Genomic DNA, 20677 nt, shown 5'->3' with positions numbered 1-20677 from the left:
CCTTGCCTCAGACGCTTGGCTGGGTTTGGTTAGCAGCTCTTATGCCTGATGCGGGCGGGGGCGGTCATAAAAAGCGTCCGATCCGAATCAGCCATGAGATGGCGTCGCCCATGGCCGGCATGGCTTCAGCGGGACCGGGCGGCAACAGTATCGACAGTGCAGCTTGCACCGGGCAGCTAGGATCGGCGCTTCGCCACCAGCGTGTTCCTAGGTCCAGTGCCGCAGCCGCCACTTGTTCCGGCGCCAGGTTTGGTTGCCGGGGGGCGGGGAAGGCGCTCAGCGCCAGCAATTGATCGCAGCCGCGTTCGCCCAGGCAGGCAGCCAGCGGGCGCCGGTAGCTGCCCAGCAGCAAGTAATCCGGACACTCCATGGCTAGCAGTCCCAGCGCGGTAAGCACGCGGGGCAGGCGCGACTCCAGTGCCAGCATGGCTTGCTGTCGCGGGGTCAGCGATGCGGGCAGAGGCGTTTGCGGAAAGCCGCGCCGATTGGCGATCAACCGGTCCAGCGCCGGACGACAGACTGGATGGCGCTGGTAGCTTTGCTGCCAGGGCCGCAAGTCCAGCTCATGCCACCAGCCTTGGTCCATCCAGGCGCCGGCGCGCCAAGCCAGCTGATGCAACCGTTGCAGTTCGGCGGATATCGCGGGTTTCATGATGCGGCCGTGCGCCGGCGCCAGGCCAGCACACCGATGGCGGCGGCGCAGCCCAGCAGGGTTAGGCCGCCGACAAGCCATATGGCGTATTTCCGCAGCCAACTCTGCGTGTTTTTAGCTGGTTGCGCGGTAGTCGCGGTTGGGCGATAGCGATAGTCGGCTGCTTGCAACACCACGCTGATGTTTTCCGAGCGCAGATTAGGCACGCCAGTGTGGATCAGCCGTTTGATATCGGTTTCGCGACTTTGCATATTGATGCCGGGGCTGTACTTGATGAAGACCGAGGCGGACGGCGCAGGCGCCTCCCGCCGGTTCTGGCTGACGCTTTCCGCGATGGAAACCTGGGCGCTGATCACGCCGTCCATGCCGCGCAGCATCTTTTCCAGCAGCTGTTCCTTCAGATAGCCGATCTTGGCTTGTTCTTGTGCGGGCGAAGTGACCAGTTGGCCGGAGGGAAACAGATCCGCCATGGTTTCGGTGCGCTTGCTGGGCAGACCATGCTGGCGCAGCACTTCCACCGCATCGGTGAACTGCTCTTTTTCCACCCTGACAGTGACATTGCCTTCCTTGATGATTTTCTTTTCGGCATCGACATTGCGCAACATTAGCAAGGCCAGCATCTGGTTGGCTTCATCCTCGCTCAGTCCGCTATACAGGTCCACTTTGCAGCCCATCAGGCTCATCAGGATCAATAACGGCCATAAACGGCGGAGGGCTTTCATCACTGCATGCTCACCAGTTTGTTCACGCCTTGCGACAAGGCGCCCGCGGTTTTGGCCACCAGGTCCACTTCTACGATGGAGTGCAGCAGCTTGGATTGCGCCGCCAGCATTTCGGCCGGATTGTTTAGTACGCCTGTGGTAGCGCGCGCGTTGTCAATCGCTTCGCCTATGGCCTGGGATTTCGTTTGCAAACCGCCAGCGGCGACTTCTTCCGGGGATTGGGCCGCATGGCCGAACATGGCGCGAGTGAACGCATCCACATCGGCCGCGGCCGGCACTGCGGGAACCTGTTCCATGCTGGCTTGAACGGTGTGCAATTTGACTGCATCGATTTCCATTGCAATGACTCCTAAAAGAGAATTAACAGATGCGCCGCGATTGCTGCACATGCATGCTGTTGATGAGGCGGCGCAGCATTCCGGCCTCCTCGGAGTGGTCGTTGCGCAATAAAGAGGTTGCCGCTTCCGTATGCCCCATGCCGAGCAGTAGGGTGGCTTCCACGATTTTCCGCGCATGCGTGTTTTCGGTTAGATGCGGCATCGCCAAGCGAATAGAATCTGCCTCGTCATATAAGCCGTGATTCACGGCGGCTAAGCCGGTTTCTACCACTAGCCGGCAAATATCGGTTGCGAGTAATTTCATATCTTCTGAATAATCCCTGACAACATGTCTTTCACCGCCCGCATAATGGCGCTTTCGTAGCTGACGAATACCGAATACTGTTGAATGGCAAACTGTGCTTGCAGCATTCGGGCGGGGTCGTTCAAATCGGCGGCGGTGACTTTCGATTGCACCTCATTGCCGGCTTGTTCAACCAGTTGTGATAATTGACTGGTGATGGCTTCGATATCCATGAACTGTCCTTATGTTTCTTTATCACGCAGCTTGCCCAGTGCTTGCTGTCTAAATTGCTTGGGGTTGCATTGAAAATGGCGCCGAAAGCTATCCGTGAAATGCGCATGGTTTGAAAAACCGCATTCCAGCGCCACATCCAGCACCCTCATCGAGGTGGTGAGCAATAGCTTTTTGGCATGCGTCAAACGATGCTCCAATATCCAGCGCTTGGCGGGCTTGCCATACGCCTCCTGAAACAATTGGTTGAATTTCCGCAGTGGCATGCCAAATCGATCAGCCAATGTGGAAATGGACCATTGTTGCAAAGCATTTTTCTCAATGAATTCGTAAAAATCCTTATTTCCAGCTATGCAGCTGCGCAGCAATGCCGAGAAGTAAGCTCTATCCAGATTCAAGCAGTAAAGATAAGCAAAATACAGGAAGGAGGAGGGCGCCAACTGGGAAAGCGAGGCCAATACCTCAGTTGCATTGCAGTCTGTTTTTACTATTTTCACCGCTTCCTTTTTGAAGGTTTTCTGATTGTCTGCTTCCAGTAATTCGACGACTTCCGGGAGAAGCCGCTGCAAATCCGAGGCGAGAAAATCCAGAGACAGCATGGCATTCGGATGGCTATCCGTAGAAATTCGAGCTTTATTATTTGTGACAATCAGGCAGTGTTCTGGAAAGGCGTAAGTATCCTCTTGGATGGTTATTTCACCTTTACTCCTGCTGATTATGAGTCGAATCGCTGGCATCTCAATCCTATGCGCGCTGTTGTAACGTGATGCATGATCTATCTTTGCTGTGTCAAGCGGCATCCGGTGATCACCTGATATCTGGATGACCTCCTGCTCCGGGGTGTTCGAGATGGCAGGATAAGTCATGTGCAAAAAAACAGAATATTTGTCGCAGTTCTAGAAAATATTTGCCTGGTGGTTTTGTATCATGCAGCAGTCGAAGTTGAGGCGCAGATTGTGTGGCGATAATGACTTTGATAGTGAAAAGCATCAATTTTAATCTTGAATTTTTAAAGGTGACTATATGTCTAGTATTAATGCTCAAGGCGGTGTGCAACCTGCATCTATTACTACCGATGAGGTGATCGATAACGATCACATCGAGTATCTGCGCGCGGCGCGGAACTACTCGCTGCTGGGCCAGGCCATCGCCACGATGGAAGAGGTCATGCTGCTGTTTACCGAACTGTCCAATGCCAAGTTCGCGCAGATGTCGAAGAAAATGGAAGTGTCGCGCGATGCGCAGGAAATGGCCAATAAAGTGGAGGCAGTGCTGGCAGGCATCACCGACCCCAAAGATACCAAGAAACTGCCTCAGGATGTGCTGGATTATCTGAAGGCTAACGGCATCAGCGTGGATTCGGTGGAAAACCTCGAGGGCGATCTCAGCCAGGCGGATCTGACGGCAGTGAAATCTGCGCTGGAGTCCTTCTCCGGCCGCGCGTCTGACTTCGTGCAGCAAAGCCAGTTGAAGATGCAGCAGCTGATTCAGAACTTCAACACCGCGGTGACCATGGCCAACAGTTTGCAGAGCATGAACGCGGAATCGACCAAGTCCATCGCCCAGGCTATCCGTTAATGGATAAAGGCAGGCGGGTCAGTGCGCGGCGCCTGCCTCCCAATACCACTCTTGAAAGGAAATATCGATGAACACTACCGTAAACCAAACTACTCCCGGCGTAAACGCGCTCACCACTGGCGCTGCAGACTCCAGCGACAACAATGACTACCTGCGCGCGGCGCGGAACTACTCGCTGCTGGGCCAGGCCATCACCACGATGGAAGAGGTCATGCTGCTGTTTACCGAACTGTCCAATGCCAAGTTCGCGCAGATGTCCAAGAAAATGGAAGTGTCGCGCGATGCGGCTGAAATGGCCAATAAGGTGGAGGCGCTGCTGGCCAGCATCACGGATCCCAATGGTAAAGCTTCGCTGCCGGAAGATGTAATTGAATACATGCGTAAAAATGGCGTTGCTATCAATGGAAAGAGTATTGATGAGTTCCTTAGAGACGATGCCGACCTGGATTCGCGATGGGCGCTGAATAATATTCATTCCTATACCATAGGCCATACCTACTTTTGTCTTGATTCGGCTCAGGCGATAGCTAAAAATCTTGATGATGCTGGCGTCAAGATTGATGGTCAGAAGGCTAGTGATTGGCTGAAAAATCAAGAAAATGTCGACGGCAGTTATAGCAAAGAGGCGATGGCGAAACTGTTCAGTAATGGGCGGCAACTACTGGGCAGGGCCGATCTGACCGCAGTGAAGTCCGCGTTGGAGACCTTCAGCGGCCGCGCCTCCGACTTCGTGCAGCAGAGCCAGCTGAAAATGCAACAGCTGATTCAAAACTTCAACACCGCGGTGACCATGGCGAACAGCCTGCAGAGCATGAACGCGGAATCGACCAAGTCTATCGCCCAGGCTATCCGTTAATGGCTGAGCAGTTGGCTGCCGCGTGCCGGCAGCCAAACTGGAAAGCCCGCAATGAACAGGAGGCATTCCAATGAATGAAATGACGCAATTGAAATCCATGATCGACGGTTTGAAAAAACGCCGGATGGGTTTCAAGAAACAGCTGGACGATTTCAAGGCGTTGCAAGGCGAGATCGCTGCATTGGAGGCGCGCGCAGAATCGGATCCGGTGGCGCGCGGCAAGTTGCAAAAGCTGGAGGCGATGATGAAGTCCGGCGGCGAGCAGCTGCATCAGCAAATCGTATCTAAGGTTGCCATGGCGGAAAAAACCTTTTCCCAATTAGGCAAGCAATTGAAGCAGCTGGCGCCAGAAGACGATGCCAAGGCTAGCGCCATGGCCGAACCAGTCAAGGCCGCTCCGGTTCTTGCCAAAAAACATCGCCGTTCTTTTGTTTAAATCGCGTTAATTTAGTAAGGAGTTTTATTTATGAGCACTGCAATCTCTTCGATCTCTTCCTTCAGCAACGGCCAGGTGGATTCTGTCGGCAAGGCTGGCGACGGGGACAATATCGACTACCTGCGCGCGGCGCGGAACTACTCGCTGCTGGGCCAGGCCATCGCCACGATGGAAGAGGTCATGCTGCTGTTTACCGAACTGTCCAATGCCAAGTTCGCGCAGATGTCGAAGAAAATGGAAGTGTCGCGCGATGCGCAGGAAATGGCCAATAAAGTGGAGGCAGTGCTGGCAGGCATCACCGACCCCAAAGATACCAAGAAACTGCCTCAGGATGTGCTGGACTATCTGAAGGCTAACGGCATCAGCGTGGATTCGGTGGAAAACCTAGAGGGCGATCTCAGCCAGGCGGATCTGACGGCAGTGAAGTCCGCGCTGGAGTCCTTCTCCGGCCGCGCGTCTGACTTCGTGCAGCAGAGCCAGTTGAAGATGCAGCAGCTGATTCAGAACTTCAACACCGCGGTGACCATGGCCAATAGCTTGCAGAGCATGAACGCGGAATCGACCAAGTCCATCGCCCAGGCTATCCGTTAATGGATAAAGGCAGGCGGGTCAGTGCGCGGCGCCTGCCTCCCAATACCACTCTTGAAAGGAAATATCGATGAACACGGCTGTAAACCAACCCCCTTCCGGCGTAAACGTACCAACCACTGGCACTGCAGATTCCAGCGACAACAATGACTACCTGCGCGCGGCGCGGAACTACTCGCTGTTAGGCCAGGCCATCACCACGATGGAAGAGGTCATGCTGCTGTTTACCGAATTGTCCAATGCCAAGTTCGCGCAGATGTCGAAGAAAATGGAAGTGTCTCGCGATGCCCAAGAGAAGGCCAATGTAATGGAGGCCGTGCTGGCAAGTCTGACCGATCCTAATAGTAAAGGTCAGTTGCCGCCAGATGTTATTGAGTATATACGTGAGAATGGCATCTTAGTAGGAAATCAAACGATTGATGATTTTATTCGTGAAAATGGTCAATTCGTCGGATGCGTGTCAGAGGGGAGGTTTGAGAAAATGGATGAATATATAAAACGATTGGCAAATCTAATCGAATCTTGTGACAGAACAGGAAGTGATCTTCATCCATTTGAAAGGATGAAAGCTTTTTCTGATTTTATGGATGCTCTAGGCGTTAAAGTGGATGGAAAATCCGTGTCTGATCTTATCAACGAGACTTTGTACATCGATGAAAATGGCTATGAGAGAGTGCCGGTCGCGGTATTGGAGAAAATGCAGAATGCTTTAGAGGAGGCTAAAATGCCAGTTTTCAATATATCAAGTCTGACCGCTGTGAAATCCTCGTTGGAGTCATTCTCCGGACGCGCATCTGACTTCGTGCAGCAGAGCCAGTTGAAGATGCAGCAGCTGATTCAGAACTTCAACACCGCGGTGACCATGGCCAATAGCTTGCAGAGCATGAACGCGGAATCGACCAAGTCTATCGCCCAAGCTATCCGTTAAGCCACGACATGTTGCCGGGTGGTCTTGTCTCCGGCCGGCGCGTGTCAGTACAAGGAGTTTATTTTATGACTGATATCCATCATCAGCCTGAGCAGACAGACGACGAGTTGTACCGGCATTTCTTCTCGCGCGGCGGCTCGTTGCGCTTGCTGGCCGACATTCAGGGCGAGGACCTGGAGTCGCTGTACGGCTATGCCAAGCAGCTGTTCGATGGCGGCGAAATCGCTGCCGCCCGAAATGTCTACCAGTTGCTGAGCACGCTGGACCACTGGAATTTCGACTACCTGCTGGCGCTGGGCCTGTGCCATCAGCGGCTCGGCGCGCACAACGAGGCCGTGGTCTGCTTCGGCCGCGCCGGCCTGATCAAGGTGGACGACCCGCGCGCCGCGTTCTACGCCGGCATCAGCTATCGGCTGGACGGGAATGCGGAGTATGCGAGCAAGGCTTTCAAGGCGGCCATCAACTGGTGCGGCGAACAAATCGATTATCAGGCAATCAAGGCCAGCGCCGTAGACATGCTGGCTCTGCAACAGGAGGAAGTACCATGCTGATCGCACTCGATCGTTTCATGCCTGGCGCCGGCTTGCCGGCTGATTGGGCGGAGAAGGAAGAAGGAAAAAGCGGCGCCGCCCGCAAAGTCGGCGATGCCGTCAAGATGGTCTCCAGACCGTTGGCGGAGGTGCAATCGCAGCAACTGGGGCAGTTGGCTTCGCCGCGCGCCGCCAAGGAGCCGGTATCCCGGCAACAGGCAGCCGATGCGCTGGGCCGGATCATGGGAACTATCGATCAAGCCTCCGGCAGCGATGGCGCGGCCAAGGTGCCGGCATTCAGCTTGTCGGAGATCGAAAAGATTCCGATGGACTCGATGATCATGGCTTCCACGCTGATGACCTCGCAAATGCTGGGCGATACCGCAGCAGTCAAGAGCAAGGCTCTCGACATCATGAGTACGAAGCAGGAAGCGCTGCGCAAGAAGGAAGTGGAGAACATTCGGGAACAGATGAACAAGGCCATCGAGCAGCAGGACAAGGCCAAGAAGGCTGGCATTCTCAGCGTGGTTTTCGACTGGGTGGTCGCTGCGGTGGAGGTGGTGACTGGCGTCGCCAAAATGATAGGCGGTGTGATGACCGGCAATGTGATGCAGGCTGCCGGCGGTGCGATGGACCTCGTTGCTGGCATGGCGGGTCTGGTCAAGGCTATGGCTAATACGATGGCGCTTATTGACCCGGAGAATGCCGAAAAATACCAAAAGGTAGCGGACATTGCTGGAAAAATTCAATTGTCGTTTGAAATCGCCGGAGCGGTGGTGGACGTTACCAGTGCGGCGCGCAATCTGTTGGTGACCAAGATGATTCCGAAAGTCGCCGGCAAGGTACTGAAAGAAGGCGCGGAGCAAATGGTCAGTACAGCCATCAAGAAAGGCACGGCAGGCGCAGCCAAGAATGCGGCAAACGCAGTTGGCAAGCAAGTGGCGGATCAAGTCGCGACACAAGTTGCACAAGCGTTGGGCAAGGCCGCTGTCGATGCCGCCAAAGCCACCACCAAGAAGACAGTTGAGAAGTTCGCCCAGAAGTTTACCAACCAGATGCTGGAAAGGTTCACCCACGAAGCGATAGAAAAGATGGTGAGCAAGTCGGTGGAGAAAGTCATCAAGAAGGCTGTCAAGGAAGGTGTGGAACTGACTGCCCAGGAGGTCACCAAGCGAGTCGTGAATCAGGTATTCGCGGACGTGGTCAAGGCTACGATCAAAGCGACGCTGAAGGCACCGGCGCTTGTCGTGTCCAGCACGGTCCGCGGAGTGGCGGCAGGTGCAAAGGAGATCATGGTCGGTGAGATCGAGAAACAGCGAGCCAAACTGCAAAAGGAAATCGATTTGTTGATTCTGGATCAGCAATGGCTGCAGAGCTTCTTCGAGTTCTATGAGCAGGAAAAGAAGGAAGTCATCAAGAAGACGCGCGAACTGCTGGACAGCAAGAGCCAGGTGATCGATGACGGCCTCCAGGCGATGAGCCAGGCAGCTTCCACCCAGGCGCAGATCGCGTCTTCCATGGTGTAGAGGGGAGAGAGATGACGGATTTTTCGGTGGCTAGATTTAGCCAGAGTACAGGTGCGAATGGCGTCCCCGGGGAGTATTCCGTCAACTCGAAAAAAACCGGCGAACTACCCAAACTGCCAGAGTTGCAAATCGGCGCCGATCCATTGCACAACGTTCTCAATGACCTGAAGTCGCTTGATTTCGAGTCTTGCGGCCTGGAAGCGCCGATCCCGGATGGCCTCAACTACACGGTGCAGTTGCTGGCCGGCAACGAGGGCTTCGGGGCGCTGGACTTGCATGGCACGTTCAGCATCGGTGATCTGATGGCCAAGCTGCAAAGTTTGTATGGCCAGCAGCGCGAAGGTTTTTGGGCGATGCAGGCGGAGTTGCTGCCCTTGGTTGCTGCTGTCGCGCTGCTTGCAGTTCAGCAGCGCAGCGAGGCGGCGGAGCTCAATGCCCGGGCGCTGCAGGAAAACGCGGCGAGCGAGGTGGTTGGAGGCGCCGGCCAAGTGTTCTCCGCGGTTGGGGGAGAAACAGCTAGAGCAGTAGCGAGCAAAGGCGCGGCGCAAATCAGTGAAGCTATCTCCCTTCATGCCGTGGGCCATGAAGTGCAAGGCGCGCAGGAGGAAACGTCGGGAGAGTTGGCCCAGAAGCTGGCAAACAGTATCGGCCAACATCTGGCCAATGATGCCCGACAGGAAACTGCGAATCGGCAGGAGTATATCCCATTGATGGAGGGGATGATCGCTGTGTTAGCTAAGGATGGCCAAAGCTGGGTTCGCCGGTGAAGCACAAGCAGTGAAATCAATTATCGTGACACCACAAAGTGGCACGCAACATTTGTTTAGGAAAGTTATCATGATGGATATTAACAAAGTTGGAGTCTCGAACACGGTACCAACCGTCCCACAGCAGCTTTCGGGACAGAGTGTGGATAAGGGCAGTACTGGGGTATATGCCACCATAGACAACCTGATTGCGATGCTGCAGAAAATGAACATCGATATCCGCGACATGGAGCGCGATTTCCATGCCGCTGGCCAGCAGCGGGCAGCGGCTGTCCAGTTAAAGTCGATCGATACCAAGCTGGAGAGCATCGAACTTAAGTACAAGGCTGCGTGGAAGAACGCCAGCGCTAAAGTCCTGTCAGGATTTTTGAGTGCGGGCGGCGCGGCCATCGGAGGAGTCGCGGGCTCGGGGGGAGACCTGATGTCCACGGGGCTGTCGGGGGTGGGCAAAGCGGCGGAGGGCGGCATTAACTGGGGTACCGCTAGCCTAACACGCGATGCTGAGCAGAAGAATATTCTTGGCGAATTCCAGGCTGATCATGCTGCCGAGCGGTATAAAGCGTTGAGTGCCGCTGCCGAGAAGGCGGCCGAAGCATCGAGCCGCATGCATGATTTGACGCGTCAGCTGATGAGCATGCAAGAGCGAATGATGTCGGTCGTCAAAATTTAACTCCACTTATGAATCGTGAGCGGATATGGGTTTTCCCATATCCGCCGAATGGAGAGTCGAAATGCAAGAAATGAATATCAAACCGGATGTCGTTACGCAATTTCTGCTGTCGCAGGGTTTAGTGCCAGAGGCAGAATATTTTGGCAACAGCCATGTTTTGGTCGGACAGCGAGTCAAACTGCTGGATTGCGAACTGGTTTATCGCCTGGAGGATGAGGAATTGATTATTTGCGACTTCGTCGCCAAGCAGCCGGTACAAGGTTCCGCCAGCGCCGTTGCGGCTTTTATCCATCTGATCCATAAAATTGAAAAATCGGTTCCGACAGTGAAGCGGGTGAGAGGGCTGTTTTTGGAAAGCATGACTCGGCCAGAGCTGAATCAGATCCGGATGAGGCTGTCCAAAGTTCTGGAGGCGCAGGGTGCCACGTGGCGCGACATCGATGGCGAGTTGTGGCTGGTCTATGAAATCGGACTGGCTCAGGCGGTGTAGCGAATCTACAGCTGACGTGAGTGCCTCAGAAACCGGGACTGCTGGTATCGCGCATCGACTTCCGCAGAACCCGGGCCATGAGGGGGCTCGCGTCCATGCAGTCGGCGGCGACGAACGGCGGCTCAGCCCACTCTCAGCAGGCGGTAGGTGTTGCGCCCGGCGGATTTGGCCTGGTACAGGCCCTCGTCGGCGATTTTCAGCAGGCGCTCCGGCGTGATGTCCGGCATGTAAGCGTAGGCGACGCCTATGCTGGTGGAGACGCGGTGGGGCTTGCCGGCCAGCTCGGCATCGCGGCAGACCGCCGCCATCAGCTTGTCCACCACGGCGGTCGCGGTGCATTCGGCGTCCAGGCCGACCAGCAGCACCACGAATTCGTCGCCCCCCAGCCGCGCCACGTGGTCGGTGCCGCGCACATTCTGGCGCAGGCGGCGCGCGAAGATCTTGATCAATTCGTCGCCGGCGGCGTGGCCCAGCGTGTCGTTCACCTGCTTGAAGTGGTCGATGTCCAGGAACAGCAGCGCCAGCGCCTGGCGCTTCAGGTAATGATGCTTGATCTCGTCGTTCAGGATGTCCATGAAGGCGGCGCGGTTGAGCAGGCCGGTCATCGCGTCCTGGGTGACCTGGCTGCGCAGTTCGATTTCCCGGGCGCGCGACTGGGTGATGTCCCAGATCATCACGTAGAAGCCCGACACCGTGCCGTCCGCATGCTGTTGCGGGATGTAGCGGCCCTCGACGTAGCGCGGGCTGCCGTGAAGATGCATTTCCATCTCGAAGGACACCGCTTGCCCTTGCAGCGCCTGTTCCACGTGGGGGCGGACCGCCGCGTAGCTTTCCTCGCCCAGGAAGTCGCGCATCTCGCGGCCGATCACCTGTTCCGGCGGAATGCCGAACAGGCGGGTGTAGGTCTTGTTGCAATAACGGTAGCGCTGGTCTGCGTCGACGAAGGCCACCAGCGCGGGGATGGAGTCGGTCACGGTTTTGAGCAGCGCCTCGCGCAGCACCAGATCCAGCTCGGCCAGCTTCTTTTGCGTGATGTCGCGCACGCTGATGCTGATGCCGTCGCCGGCGCGGACGATTTCCTGATGGATCCAGGCGGGGTGGCTGACGTCGAAGGCGCGCGGCACCTCTTCGGACAGCGGCAGGCCGGTGTCGATCACCTGCCTGTAGCTTTCGAAGTGGTTGGGCACGTCCAGCGCCGCCGCCAGCGCCTTCCAATTTCGGCCTATGGCTTCGTCGCGCCGCAGACGCCACATCCGCTCCGCTTCCGCGTTTAGGTAAACCACGCGGAAATCGTCCACCTCGCCTGACTGGCCGCGCAGCGCCTCCATGATGATGAAGGCGTCCATATTGGCTTCCGCGGCGTTGCGGAAACGCTCGGCGGCCATTTCAGCCATCTGGTTGGATCGCAGCACCTCCCGCAGCAGCGGCGAGGTGCGCCAGCGCAGAATCAGGGTGCCCACGACGACCAGCGCCAGCATGATCAGCGCGTTGATTTCCAGATCGCGGCGCATGGGCGCCAGCAGGTCTGCTACGCGAATCTTGTAGCTGAAGGCGAGTCCGCTGTCGCCGACCGGCGCATAGGCGGCGATCACGTCGCGGCCGGAATAGTCGACGGTGTGCAGCGAGCCGCTCTTGCCGAAAAAGGCTGGCCACATGGTGAAGTGATGGATGTTGCCGGCTATCGGAATCGTGGTGCCCGGGTCCCGCGGCGATTGGGAGAAACAGCGCAGATCATGTTGGTCGTGGCCGCACAAGGCGTACAGGCCGCTGAGGCTGTCGCGCGGGGCCGTATCTTGAACGACGCGGTCGAACATGTCCAAACGCTGCTCGAGCACCAGCCTCGACGAGCCGGCCGAGGTGCGGTAGACGTCGACGGTGCGGTACAGGTAATGGCCGTTCCACAACAACTGGGCGCCCGCCGGCGAGCGCAGCGCCAGCGCCTGGCGAGGCCGGCTCTCGAAATATCCCACCTGCACCAGCGTGCGGCCGCCGCCGTCCTCGATGGCGATGCCGTTCAGCGTCATGTGATTGCGGGCGGCCAGCTCGGCGGCGGCGGCGCTGGCATCCAGCCTGCCGTTGCTGGCGTCCTCCAGCAGCTTCTGCACCGCAGGCCGCTGGTAGATGCGGCGGGCAATATCGCCGCTGATGCCGAACTGGGTGGTGAGCAGAGCGGCGCGCTGTTTCACGGAGTTGGACATCATGGTGCGCAGGCTGTGCTCGTGCGCCTCGCTGGAGACGCGGTGGATCAGCAGGCCGGTCGTCAGTGCGATCGAAACCAGGAGCACGGTGGCGGTCACGGAGATCGAATCGGCCATGTCCTGCGAGCGCGGGTGCCGGCGCTGCGCCTGCTGCGCCAGCCCGTACAACCCCAGACTGGCGGCGATGACGCCCAGCGCGGTCAGCAGCGCCATCCGCACCGACGCGCCCCAGCTGTACAGCAATTCAAGGTTGATCACATAAGCGGCGGCCCCAAGCGCGCCCAGCAGCAGCGGCGCCAGCACGCAGGCGCGCAAGGCTTGCAACCTGCCAGGCGTGGCGGCGGGCAACAGCCACATGCCGATGGTCAGCATAGCCAGCGCCAGCGCGGTGGTCGGCGCCATCCTGCCGGGGATGGGCACGACGTCGTGCCGCCAGGCGTGCAGTTCGGGAAAGTCTATCCACCACTGCCGGCCGCTCAGGTGTTCGGCCGCAACCATCGCGACAATGAGCAGAATCAGCAGAACGGGCAGCCGGTGAGCCCACCCGTGCGGCCGCCACAGCGCCAACAGCAAGCCGATGCCGTACAGCGCCATGCAACTGGCGGTGGAAATCACCATGTGGATGTTTTCCGGCAGGATGGGCGCGAGGCGCAGCAGCCAGCCGGCGACGACGTTGCCGCCGAGCAGGATCAGGAACAGGCCGGAGGCGCCCGTCAACAGCGCATGGCGGCGGTGCAGCAGGCGGCGTTTGATATCGGAAAAAGGCGTGGGCACAACGTTTATCCCGCAAGCCGTTATTGAAATTCTTGCTTGAATGTTAGGACAAATCCTGGATGCAGGATGGTGATGCGCCGCTTGCGCGGCGCGTTCCATTCCGAGGCGGCATGCCTGGCGCATGATTGATGGTGGATGTCTCCGAATTTGCGGACGAGAATGCCAAAAGTATAAATTGGTCCGGCCGTTCCGGCCGGCGCCGCGGCAAGACGGCGCGCTGGGGCGCAGACAAAGGAGAACACGCCATGAAAGCGAAAACGCCCGCAAGCTCGTCGTTGATCGAGCGCCGTTCCATAGACTTCATCCCCGAAAGCGAGCGGCATGGCCGCGTATTCAGCCAGTTCACCTTGTGGCTGGCGGCCAATCTGCAGATCACCGCCGTCGTCACCGGCGCGCTGGCCGTGGCGCTGGGTGGCGACATCGTCTGGTCCATCGCCGGCTTGCTGTTGGGGCAGATCGCCGGCGGCGCGGTAATGGCGCTGCACGGCGCGCAGGGCCCCCGGCTGGGCTTGCCGCAGATGTTGGCCTGCCGCGCGCAGTTTGGCGTCAAGGGCGCGGTGCTGCCGCTGGCGCTGGCCTGCGTCATGTACCTGGGCTTCAACGCCACCGGCATGGTGTTGTCCGGCCAGGCGCTGGGCCAGTTGCTGCAGCTGAGCGACGCTGCGGGGAGCCTGCTGTTCGCGCTGGCGGTGCTGCTGGCCGCGGCGCTCGGCTACCGGGCGATACACCGGCTGGGGCGGGTGGATCTGCTGCCGTTGCTGGCGGAGCATGCCCGTTTCGAGCCGGCCGCCTTCGTCACGGCGATATCGTTGTCCGCGTCCTGGCAAATCGCTTTCGCGCCCTACGTGTCCGATTATTCGCGCTACCTGCCGTCGGCCACGCCGCCGGCGCGGGTGGCGTGGGCGATAGGCTTGGGCTCAACGCTGGGGGCGCAGATCGCGATGTCGCTGGGCGTGCTGGTGGCGGCCATCGGCGGCGCGGCCTTCCGCGGGCACGAGGTCGCCTATTTCGTCGGCCTGGGCGCCGACGGCGCCATCGCCGCCGCGCTGTTCTTCTGCGTGGCTTTCGGCAAGGTCACGATTTCCACGCTCAACGCTTACGGCGGCTTCATGTGTGCGGGTGGCATCGCCTCGGCGTTCGGCGCGCGCCCGGAGGCGCTGGGGCCGCGCCGGCGCTGGCTGATCGTCGCTTGCATGGTTTTGGTCTCGCTAGGGATCGCGGTCTGGGCGCAGCAAGGCTTCCTGCCGCTGTTCAAGTCTTTCCTGTTGCTGCTGCTGGCGCTGTTCACGCCGTGGAGCGCGGTGAACCTGGCGGATTTTTACCTGTTGCGGGGCGGGAGGGTGGACTTGGCGACGTTGGAAGGAGCCGATTACCGTTGGCCGGGGCTGCTGGCTTACCTGGCGGGCGTGCTGTTGCAGCTGCCCTTCATCGACAGCGCCCTGTTCAGCGGACCCATGGTCCGCGTGCTGGGCGGCGCCGACGTTTCCTGGCTGGCAGGCTGGCTGGGCGCGGCCGGCCTTTACTGGCTGATGATGCGCCGGGGCGCGGCCGCGTGGGCGGCCGTCCCCGGCGGAGGGCGAAGCGCCGGCTAGGCGTTTACCATGGCCGCGCCGATGACGGGCAGGGCGGCACCACCGGCGCGTTGCTGCCGGTGTCGATGAAGCCGTCGCTGATCCAGTGGCCGGAGGCGGTGCGGTTCCAGATGTCGGTGCGGCCCCAGACGCCGTCCACCGCCTCGCCGCGGATGTGGCATTGCAGCGCCACCTGTTCGCCGCGCGCCGCGCTGCCGACGATTTCCGCGCTCAGGCTGGGGCCGCCGCGCAGGTTGACGCGGCTGTCGCCGCCGCGCGGCGTGGCGACGCCGCTGGAACCGCTCGGCGTCGGCGCGGGGTCGCTGCCGCCGCTGTAGTGGGTCAGGCGTCCGCCCACGTTCACCCGGCTGCCGTTGCGCGAGGCGTAGCCCTGGTAGGCGCGGCCACCGGAGAAGAATTGCCATCCGCCCAGCCACTTGCGGTTCACCGGCTCGGCCTTGCCCTGGTGGATCAGCGAGAAGTGCACATGGGGGCCGGTGGTGCTTCCGCCGCAAGGCAGGCCGTTGCCTATCTTGCCCAGATAGGCGCCCTTGGCCATCCGCTGGCCGTCGGCCACCGTGTTGAGGTTGATCATGTGGTAGTAGGTGGAGGAATAGCCGTTGTCGTGCACCAGCTTGACCAGTCCGCTGCCGTTGCGCAGGCAGCTTTTGTAGATCACGCCGGCCTGCGGTGCCAGCACCCGGCCGTCGCCGCCGGCGAAGTCTATGGAATCGTAAGGCTGGCTCTCGCCGCTGTAGCCGTGCGGGCCGCCGGTCATGCTCCAGCTTGAGCCTTCCTGCCAGGGCAGGCCCAGGCCGGTGGCGTCGGGCGCCAGCCGCTTGGCGCGGATGGCCTGGCTGCGCCAGGCGCGCCGCTCGTCGGCGCTCAGCCAGCCGTCCGGCGCGGCTTCCAGCAGCGCGGCGAAGCCGTCTTCTCCTTCCATGGCCAGCTGCCAGCCCTGGTCGGTCTGGCGCGCCAGGAACAAGCGGGACAACGGCACCTGGTCGGCATCCGCGCCGGCCATGAGCGGCAGCGGCTGGGTGGCCGATCCGATCACCCAGCGGCGGTCGGCGCTTTCGCGGTTCACTTCCACCAGCGGCTGCGGCAGATCTCCCTTGGCCAGCGGTCGCGGTGCGAGCCGCGCCAAGGCGTCGGCGGCTTGCTGGCGCAGCGCGGGGTCTTGGGCCTCCTCGGCGGCGTGGGCGGACGCCGCGCCCAGGCCGATCAGCAGCGCGGACAGATATGAAATGGCGGATTTCATCATCACGGACTCCTTATCGTTCTGAACAGGAACAGCGTGATCGACCATATAGCGAGTGATTTTTATTTTCAGCTGTCCCTAAGAGAGGCGGGCGCAGGGGAACCTTTTCGCGGGCATGAAAAACGGGAACCCGCGGGTTCCCGTTGGATGGAAGTCGGACAGCGGCTCAACGCTGGCTGGCGTCCTGAAGATTCTTGGGACCGAAGGCGGAGGGCAGCAGCGCGTCCAGCGTGGTGTCGATGATGTCTTCGCCGTCGCAGATCGAGCGCACGCGCATCGTCGGACCGAATTCGTTCAGCACCTGGCGGCAGGCGCCGCAAGGCGAGGCAGGCTTGTCGGTGGGGGTGTAGATGCAAACCGCCACCACTTCCTGCATGCCGTGGTTGGCGCGGGCGGCGAAGATCGCGGTGCGCTCCGCGCAGTTGCTCAGGCCGTAGGAGGCGTTTTCCACATTGCAGCCGATGTGTATCTTGCCGTTGCCGTCCAGGATGGCGGCGCCGACGGTGAAGCGGCTATAGGGCGCGTAAGCCTGGCGGGCGGCCAGTTGCGCGGCCATTTCCAGTTCGGCCCACTGTTCATTGCTGGGTATTTGCTGCTTGCTGGTCATGCTGCCTCCATAAAACCAGGTCGGCGCCGGATGATGCGCCAGGGGGCGTGGCCTTGTCAATGCGACAGCCGCGCCGCTTGGGTCAGGGGTTCTGCCGTGATTCTCCAACAGATGCATGATATGCCACTTTGTCCTGGCGCAAGTGGCGGCCGCAGTAGTCCAGCATGGCCTCGGTCAAAGCCTGGGACAGCTCGGATTCCACCCGCCAGTGGTGCCAGTACAGCGGCAGGTCCATGTATTGGCCGGGGAACAGGTCCACCAGCCGGCCGTCTTCCAGGTCGCCGTCCAGCATCAGCTCCGGCAGCAGGCTGTAGGCGACGCCCTGGCGGGTGAGTTCGACGAAGCCCTGGGCCGAGGGCACGGTGAAGCTGGGAAAGCCGCCCTCGTAGCCGATCGCCTGGCGCAGGAACTGGCCGTGCACCGCGTCCTTGCGGCTGAAGATGATGCTGGGCGCGCGCGCCAGCGCCGCGTGGTCGACGCCGTCCGGAAAATGCCGCGCGGCGAAGCGCGGCGTGGCCAGGCACAGATAGCGCATCGCGCCCAGGTAATGCTGGACGCCGGTCTGGATCGGCACCGGCCGGGTGCTGACGCAGCCCATCACGTGGCCGGTGCGCATCAGTTCATGGGTGTGGTCCTGGTCGTCGACCACCACGTCCAGCAACAGGTCGTGGGCTTCCAGCACCGGCGTCACCGCCTGCAGATACCAGGTGGCCAGGCTGTCGGCGTTGACGCCGACGGCGAGCGTGGTGAATTCGCGCTGGCGCGGCGCGGGACTGAGTTTTTGCAGCAGCTGGTTTTCCATCAGCAACAACTGCTGATAATGCCGCAGCAGCTGGCGCCCGGCCTCGGTGGCCTCTGCCGGCGAGGTGCGGGTCAGCACGGGCTGGCCCAGTTGTTCCTCCAGCTGGCGTATGCGTTGCGATACCGCGGATTGGGTCAGAAACAGCTTCTTGGCGGCTTTGTCGAAGCCCCCGGTTTCCGCCACTGCGGCCAGGGTCTGTAATTGTCTGGGGTCGAACACTTCGCGGTCCCTGGTCTTTTGACGATAAGAGGTCGTTTAATAATGCCGCCGGGCTTGCTTAAAAGCCAGCGCCGTGGCATGTTGCAGGCTTTGGCGGCCGGCCTTGCCCGACGCGGCTTTCCGCGATGGATTCCGGGGGGCGCCTCCGGTCGACACGGTACAAGAAATACCTGCTCCTGGGCAGGTGGGCGAGATAGTAGGGACGGCGGTCCGGCAGGCCGCGTTCCAGCCACGACAGGCGCAGAAAACAATGCATACGGATGAAATGGCACTCCTGGCGAACATGTGCCGCTTTATCGGAATCCGGACCGAACACCTGGCGCAATTGCCGCGCCACGCCGACGCGGGGCTGGCCCGCAGGGAGCTGCTGGGCAAGGAGCTTTACTGGCATCTGCTGAAAAGCCCCGGCGAGGCGGAGCGCTTGCAGCGCCACCATGGCTGCGATCAGGACGAGCTGGCGGCGATGCTGCTGGCGGAGTGGGACGCGCTGCTGAGCGCGCCGCTGGACTCGGCCGTGGCAGCGGCGCTGGTCGAGCAGGGCGAACTGTATTGCCGGCTGGGCGTGAGCCTGGGCTGGCTGCAGGGCCTGTACGAGCGTTGCCAGCCGCATCTGCTTGGCGGTTTGGAGCAGGCGGCGGGCACCGAGGCGGCTCGGCTGCTGCGCAAGCGCATCCTGCTGGACCAGATGCTGAAGACCCATGGCTACCAGCAGGCGCTGAAGCGCGAGGCTTCGCGCCATGGCGAGCATTTCCAGGCGATGTCCGGCCTGTACGCGACGCTGAGCGGCGTCAGCTTGGCGCTGGCCGACAGCGCCGACCGCCGCATCCTGCTGCAGACCGTCTGCGACGTCTGCGTGCGCGAGGCCGGCTTCGAAATGGCCTGGGTGGGCCTGCTGGACGCGGACGAAAAGCGCGTCGAGGTGGCGGCGCTGTCCCGCGGCGAGCGGGCGTCCATGCCCGGCGAGCTGCCGGGGCACGCCGAGGACGCGCAGGCGCCGGGCCCGGTGTCGCGCGCGCTGCGCAGCCGCGCGGCCCAGGTCAGCAACGACGCGCAATCCGATCCCGCACTGAAGCCCTGGCACGGCGCGCTGAGCCGCCAGGGCATCCGCAGCCTGCTGGTGGTGCCGCTGCTGGTGCGCCAGCAGGTGGCGGGCGCGCTGGCGCTGCACGCCGGCGAAGAGGGTTTTTTCGACCAGTCCCGCCGCGCGCTGTTCGAGTTGATGGCGCGCGAGATCGGCCGCGGGCTGGAGCGCCATGACGCGCTGGAGCGCAGCCACCGCGCCGAGACCGAGCTCGCTTTCCTGGCCCAGCACGACGCCCTGACCGGTCTGCCCAATCGCAACCGCATGCAGGAACTGATTGCCCGGCTGCTGCAGTCGCGCCGCGACGGCGGCCAGGTGGCGGTGCTGGCGATCGCCGTTGAAGGCTTCCACGACATCAACGCCCGGCTGGGCTACGAGGGCGGCGACCTGGTGCTGTGCGAGATGGCGCGCCGCCTGCGCCAGGCCATCTACCCGTTCGGCCATGTCGGCCGGGTCGGCGCCGCGCGCTTCGTCGCCTGCTCGGAACGCACAGACAGGCTGCAGGAGCTGGTGGAAGAGCTGATGAGCTTGTTGCCGCAGCCGGTGGACGCGATGGGCGCCCAGGTGGAGATACGCTGCAGCGTCGGCGTCGCGGTCAGCGGTGACGCGCTGTGCGATGCGGCCAACCTGCTGCGCCGCGCCGGCCTGGCGCTGAACCGCGCCAAGGAGGAGGGCGGCGGCCACTCCCGCCACTACGACGCGGCGATGGACGAGGAAATCCACAAGCTGCACGCGCTGCGCAGCGCGTTCGCGCTGGCCATTCCCCGCGGCGAGCTGGCGCTGTTCTACCAGCCCAAGATCAATCTGCAGAATCACCGCATCGAAGGCGCGGAGGCGCTGGTGCGCTGGGTGCGCAACGGGCGGCACGTGCCGCCGGGCGAGTTCTTCACTGCGATCGAGCATACCAACCTGATGCGCGAGCTGGACTGGTGGGTGCTGCGCGAGGCGGTGCGGCAGATGGGCGAGTGGCGCCGGCGCGGCCTGTCGCTGCCGGTCAGCGTCAATCTGTCCGCCGCCACGCTGAAGCATGAGGATTTTCTGCTGGGGCTGGAGACGCTGCTGGAGGCGAACCCGCTGCCGGCGGGCTTCCTGGAGCTGGAAGTGCTGGAAACCGTCACCCAGCAGGAAGCGGAGCAGATCACCGCCAAGCTGGAGCGCTGCCGCGACCTGGGCCTGTCCATCGCGCTGGACGACTTCGGCACCGGCGCGTCGTCGCTGGTGCATCTGCAGCAGTTGCCGTTCGATACCATCAAGATCGACCAGCGCTTCGTGCGCCTGCTGCTGGACATGCCGGGCAACGAGGCCATCATCCGCAGCATGCTGTCCTTCGCCCACTATACCGGGCGCAAGCTGGTGGTGGAGGGGGTGGAGAGCCGCGCGATCTGGAGCCGGCTGCGCGAGATCGGCTGCCATGACGGCCAGGGCTACGGCATCTCGCCGCCCTTGGCCGCCGGAGAATTGCCGGAGTGGTTGAAGCAGTGGAGCAAGGGCGCGATTATAAATTCTGCTTATGTATCATGATTTTTATTAGTTTTACTTAAGCATTTCCGCCGGTTAATCTGCCTGCAA

At 60.9% G+C, this 20677-nt stretch carries 22 protein-coding genes; 12 read left to right on the top strand and 10 right to left on the bottom strand.

Annotation, left to right across the window (positions count from 1 at the left end):
- Window positions 1–64: 64 nt before the first annotated feature.
- The 6 genes from CV_RS12665 to CV_RS12640 are packed head-to-tail and all read right to left on the bottom strand — an operon-like array spanning window position 65 to window position 3092.
- Window positions 65–652, bottom strand: coding sequence for a type III secretion system domain-containing protein (locus CV_RS12665; RefSeq protein ID WP_011136136.1), 588 nt, complete (start codon window positions 650–652; stop codon window positions 65–67).
- Window positions 649–1374, bottom strand: coding sequence for a type III secretion system inner membrane ring lipoprotein SctJ (gene sctJ, locus CV_RS12660; protein WP_011136135.1), 726 nt, complete (start codon window positions 1372–1374; stop codon window positions 649–651). Before sctJ ends, CV_RS12665 begins: the two co-directional genes overlap by 4 nt.
- Window positions 1374–1712, bottom strand: a complete 339-nt coding sequence (sctI, locus tag CV_RS12655) for a type III secretion system inner rod subunit SctI (RefSeq protein ID WP_011136134.1) — start codon at window positions 1710–1712, stop codon at window positions 1374–1376. Before sctI ends, sctJ begins: the two co-directional genes overlap by 1 nt.
- Window positions 1713–1734: 22 nt before the next feature.
- Window positions 1735–2016 carry an EscG/YscG/SsaH family type III secretion system needle protein co-chaperone gene (locus CV_RS12650; RefSeq protein WP_011136133.1) on the bottom strand — a complete coding sequence of 94 codons (282 nt, stop codon included), beginning with the start codon at window positions 2014–2016 and terminating at the stop codon, window positions 1735–1737.
- Entirely contained in the window at window positions 2013–2228 is a 216-nt protein-coding gene (sctF, locus tag CV_RS12645) for a type III secretion system needle filament subunit SctF (protein WP_011136132.1), read from the bottom strand. The genes CV_RS12650 and sctF overlap by 4 nt, the downstream gene beginning before the upstream one ends.
- 9 nt (window positions 2229–2237) lie before the next feature.
- The gene (locus tag CV_RS12640; protein ID WP_080509009.1) at window positions 2238–3092 is read right to left on the bottom strand and encodes an AraC family transcriptional regulator; all 855 of its coding nucleotides are present in this window, start codon (window positions 3090–3092) and stop codon (window positions 2238–2240) included.
- A 157-nt stretch (window positions 3093–3249) separates the two neighbouring features.
- On the opposite strand from CV_RS12640, the gene CV_RS12635 reads away from it, so the two are divergent.
- From CV_RS12635 to CV_RS12585, 10 genes are all read left to right on the top strand, one after another.
- The gene (locus CV_RS12635) at window positions 3250–3804 is read left to right on the top strand and encodes a secretion protein EspA (RefSeq protein WP_011136130.1); all 555 of its coding nucleotides are present in this window, start codon (window positions 3250–3252) and stop codon (window positions 3802–3804) included.
- A gap of 67 nt (window positions 3805–3871) precedes the next feature.
- Window positions 3872–4660, top strand: a complete 789-nt coding sequence (locus tag CV_RS22940; RefSeq protein ID WP_011136129.1) for a secretion protein EspA — start codon at window positions 3872–3874, stop codon at window positions 4658–4660.
- Window positions 4661–4730: 70 nt separating this feature from the next.
- Entirely contained in the window at window positions 4731–5096 is a 366-nt protein-coding gene (locus tag CV_RS12625; protein ID WP_011136128.1) for a hypothetical protein, read from the top strand.
- 30 nt (window positions 5097–5126) lie between these two features.
- Window positions 5127–5687: a secretion protein EspA gene (locus tag CV_RS12620; RefSeq protein ID WP_011136127.1), complete on the top strand. Its 561-nt coding sequence runs from the start codon at window positions 5127–5129 to the stop codon at window positions 5685–5687.
- Between the two features lie 67 nt (window positions 5688–5754).
- Window positions 5755–6612 carry a secretion protein EspA gene (locus CV_RS22935; RefSeq protein WP_011136126.1) on the top strand — a complete coding sequence of 286 codons (858 nt, stop codon included), beginning with the start codon at window positions 5755–5757 and terminating at the stop codon, window positions 6610–6612.
- 65 nt (window positions 6613–6677) lie between these two features.
- On the top strand, window positions 6678–7163 hold the full coding sequence (locus CV_RS12605; protein WP_011136125.1) for a SycD/LcrH family type III secretion system chaperone: 486 nt from the start codon (window positions 6678–6680) through the stop codon (window positions 7161–7163).
- Complete coding sequence (locus tag CV_RS12600) at window positions 7157–8668, top strand: type III secretion system translocon protein (RefSeq protein ID WP_115610135.1); 1512 nt, start codon at window positions 7157–7159, stop codon at window positions 8666–8668. The genes CV_RS12605 and CV_RS12600 overlap by 7 nt, the downstream gene beginning before the upstream one ends.
- An 11-nt stretch (window positions 8669–8679) precedes the next feature.
- Window positions 8680–9435 (top strand): hypothetical protein, encoded by a 756-nt coding sequence (locus CV_RS12595; protein WP_011136123.1) that lies wholly within the window; start codon window positions 8680–8682, stop codon window positions 9433–9435.
- A 70-nt stretch (window positions 9436–9505) separates the two neighbouring features.
- Window positions 9506–10105 (top strand): hypothetical protein, encoded by a 600-nt coding sequence (locus CV_RS12590; protein WP_043596218.1) that lies wholly within the window; start codon window positions 9506–9508, stop codon window positions 10103–10105.
- Between the two features lie 61 nt (window positions 10106–10166).
- The gene (locus CV_RS12585) at window positions 10167–10595 is read left to right on the top strand and encodes a secretion protein (protein ID WP_011136121.1); all 429 of its coding nucleotides are present in this window, start codon (window positions 10167–10169) and stop codon (window positions 10593–10595) included.
- A gap of 122 nt (window positions 10596–10717) precedes the next feature.
- Here the strand turns inward: CV_RS12585 and CV_RS22195 are convergent, their stop codons facing one another.
- Window positions 10718–13567 (bottom strand): GGDEF domain-containing protein, encoded by a 2850-nt coding sequence (locus CV_RS22195; RefSeq protein WP_052278826.1) that lies wholly within the window; start codon window positions 13565–13567, stop codon window positions 10718–10720.
- A 245-nt stretch (window positions 13568–13812) separates the two neighbouring features.
- On the opposite strand from CV_RS22195, the gene CV_RS12575 reads away from it, so the two are divergent.
- Complete coding sequence (locus tag CV_RS12575; RefSeq protein WP_011136119.1) at window positions 13813–15159, top strand: purine-cytosine permease family protein; 1347 nt, start codon at window positions 13813–13815, stop codon at window positions 15157–15159.
- Window positions 15160–15163: 4 nt separating this feature from the next.
- On the opposite strand, the gene CV_RS12570 is transcribed toward CV_RS12575, so the two are convergent.
- From CV_RS12570 to CV_RS12560, 3 genes are all read right to left on the bottom strand, one after another.
- Window positions 15164–16402 carry a M23 family metallopeptidase gene (locus CV_RS12570; protein ID WP_011136118.1) on the bottom strand — a complete coding sequence of 413 codons (1239 nt, stop codon included), beginning with the start codon at window positions 16400–16402 and terminating at the stop codon, window positions 15164–15166.
- 163 nt (window positions 16403–16565) lie between these two features.
- The gene (locus CV_RS12565) at window positions 16566–17006 is read right to left on the bottom strand and encodes a cytidine deaminase (RefSeq protein ID WP_045050932.1); all 441 of its coding nucleotides are present in this window, start codon (window positions 17004–17006) and stop codon (window positions 16566–16568) included.
- Window positions 17007–17088: 82 nt separating this feature from the next.
- Complete coding sequence (locus tag CV_RS12560) at window positions 17089–18027, bottom strand: ArgP/LysG family DNA-binding transcriptional regulator (RefSeq protein WP_011136116.1); 939 nt, start codon at window positions 18025–18027, stop codon at window positions 17089–17091.
- Window positions 18028–18277: 250 nt separating this feature from the next.
- Between CV_RS12560 and CV_RS12555 the strand changes: the two genes are divergently transcribed.
- Window positions 18278–20629, top strand: coding sequence for an EAL domain-containing protein (locus tag CV_RS12555; RefSeq protein ID WP_011136115.1), 2352 nt, complete (start codon window positions 18278–18280; stop codon window positions 20627–20629).
- Window positions 20630–20677: the final 48 nt, after the last annotated feature.

It is taken from the genome of Chromobacterium violaceum ATCC 12472 (genome assembly GCF_000007705.1).
Taxonomy (GTDB): domain Bacteria; phylum Pseudomonadota; class Gammaproteobacteria; order Burkholderiales; family Chromobacteriaceae; genus Chromobacterium; species Chromobacterium violaceum.
The sequence above is the reverse complement of the archived record's forward strand: the minus strand, read 5'-3'. Positions and strand labels throughout refer to the sequence as shown.

Coding starts and splice junctions, on each gene's coding strand:
- sctJ (WP_011136135.1), bottom strand. CDS start 1,374: ATGAAAGCCCTCCGCCGTTTATGGCCGTTATTGATCCTGATGAGCCTG.
- CV_RS12575 (WP_011136119.1), top strand. CDS start 13,813: ATGAAAGCGAAAACGCCCGCAAGCTCGTCGTTGATCGAGCGCCGTTCC.
- CV_RS12595 (WP_011136123.1), top strand. CDS start 8,680: ATGACGGATTTTTCGGTGGCTAGATTTAGCCAGAGTACAGGTGCGAAT.
- CV_RS12650 (WP_011136133.1), bottom strand. CDS start 2,016: ATGAAATTACTCGCAACCGATATTTGCCGGCTAGTGGTAGAAACCGGC.
- CV_RS22935 (WP_011136126.1), top strand. CDS start 5,755: ATGAACACGGCTGTAAACCAACCCCCTTCCGGCGTAAACGTACCAACC.
- CV_RS12590 (WP_043596218.1), top strand. CDS start 9,506: ATGATGGATATTAACAAAGTTGGAGTCTCGAACACGGTACCAACCGTC.
- sctF (WP_011136132.1), bottom strand. CDS start 2,228: ATGGATATCGAAGCCATCACCAGTCAATTATCACAACTGGTTGAACAA.
- CV_RS12555 (WP_011136115.1), top strand. CDS start 18,278: ATGCATACGGATGAAATGGCACTCCTGGCGAACATGTGCCGCTTTATC.
- CV_RS12600 (WP_115610135.1), top strand. CDS start 7,157: ATGCTGATCGCACTCGATCGTTTCATGCCTGGCGCCGGCTTGCCGGCT.
- CV_RS12635 (WP_011136130.1), top strand. CDS start 3,250: ATGTCTAGTATTAATGCTCAAGGCGGTGTGCAACCTGCATCTATTACT.
- CV_RS12625 (WP_011136128.1), top strand. CDS start 4,731: ATGAATGAAATGACGCAATTGAAATCCATGATCGACGGTTTGAAAAAA.
- CV_RS22940 (WP_011136129.1), top strand. CDS start 3,872: ATGAACACTACCGTAAACCAAACTACTCCCGGCGTAAACGCGCTCACC.
- CV_RS12585 (WP_011136121.1), top strand. CDS start 10,167: ATGCAAGAAATGAATATCAAACCGGATGTCGTTACGCAATTTCTGCTG.
- CV_RS12665 (WP_011136136.1), bottom strand. CDS start 652: ATGAAACCCGCGATATCCGCCGAACTGCAACGGTTGCATCAGCTGGCT.
- sctI (WP_011136134.1), bottom strand. CDS start 1,712: ATGGAAATCGATGCAGTCAAATTGCACACCGTTCAAGCCAGCATGGAA.
- CV_RS12620 (WP_011136127.1), top strand. CDS start 5,127: ATGAGCACTGCAATCTCTTCGATCTCTTCCTTCAGCAACGGCCAGGTG.
- CV_RS12570 (WP_011136118.1), bottom strand. CDS start 16,402: ATGATGAAATCCGCCATTTCATATCTGTCCGCGCTGCTGATCGGCCTG.
- CV_RS12565 (WP_045050932.1), bottom strand. CDS start 17,006: ATGACCAGCAAGCAGCAAATACCCAGCAATGAACAGTGGGCCGAACTG.
- CV_RS12605 (WP_011136125.1), top strand. CDS start 6,678: ATGACTGATATCCATCATCAGCCTGAGCAGACAGACGACGAGTTGTAC.
- CV_RS12640 (WP_080509009.1), bottom strand. CDS start 3,092: ATGACTTATCCTGCCATCTCGAACACCCCGGAGCAGGAGGTCATCCAG.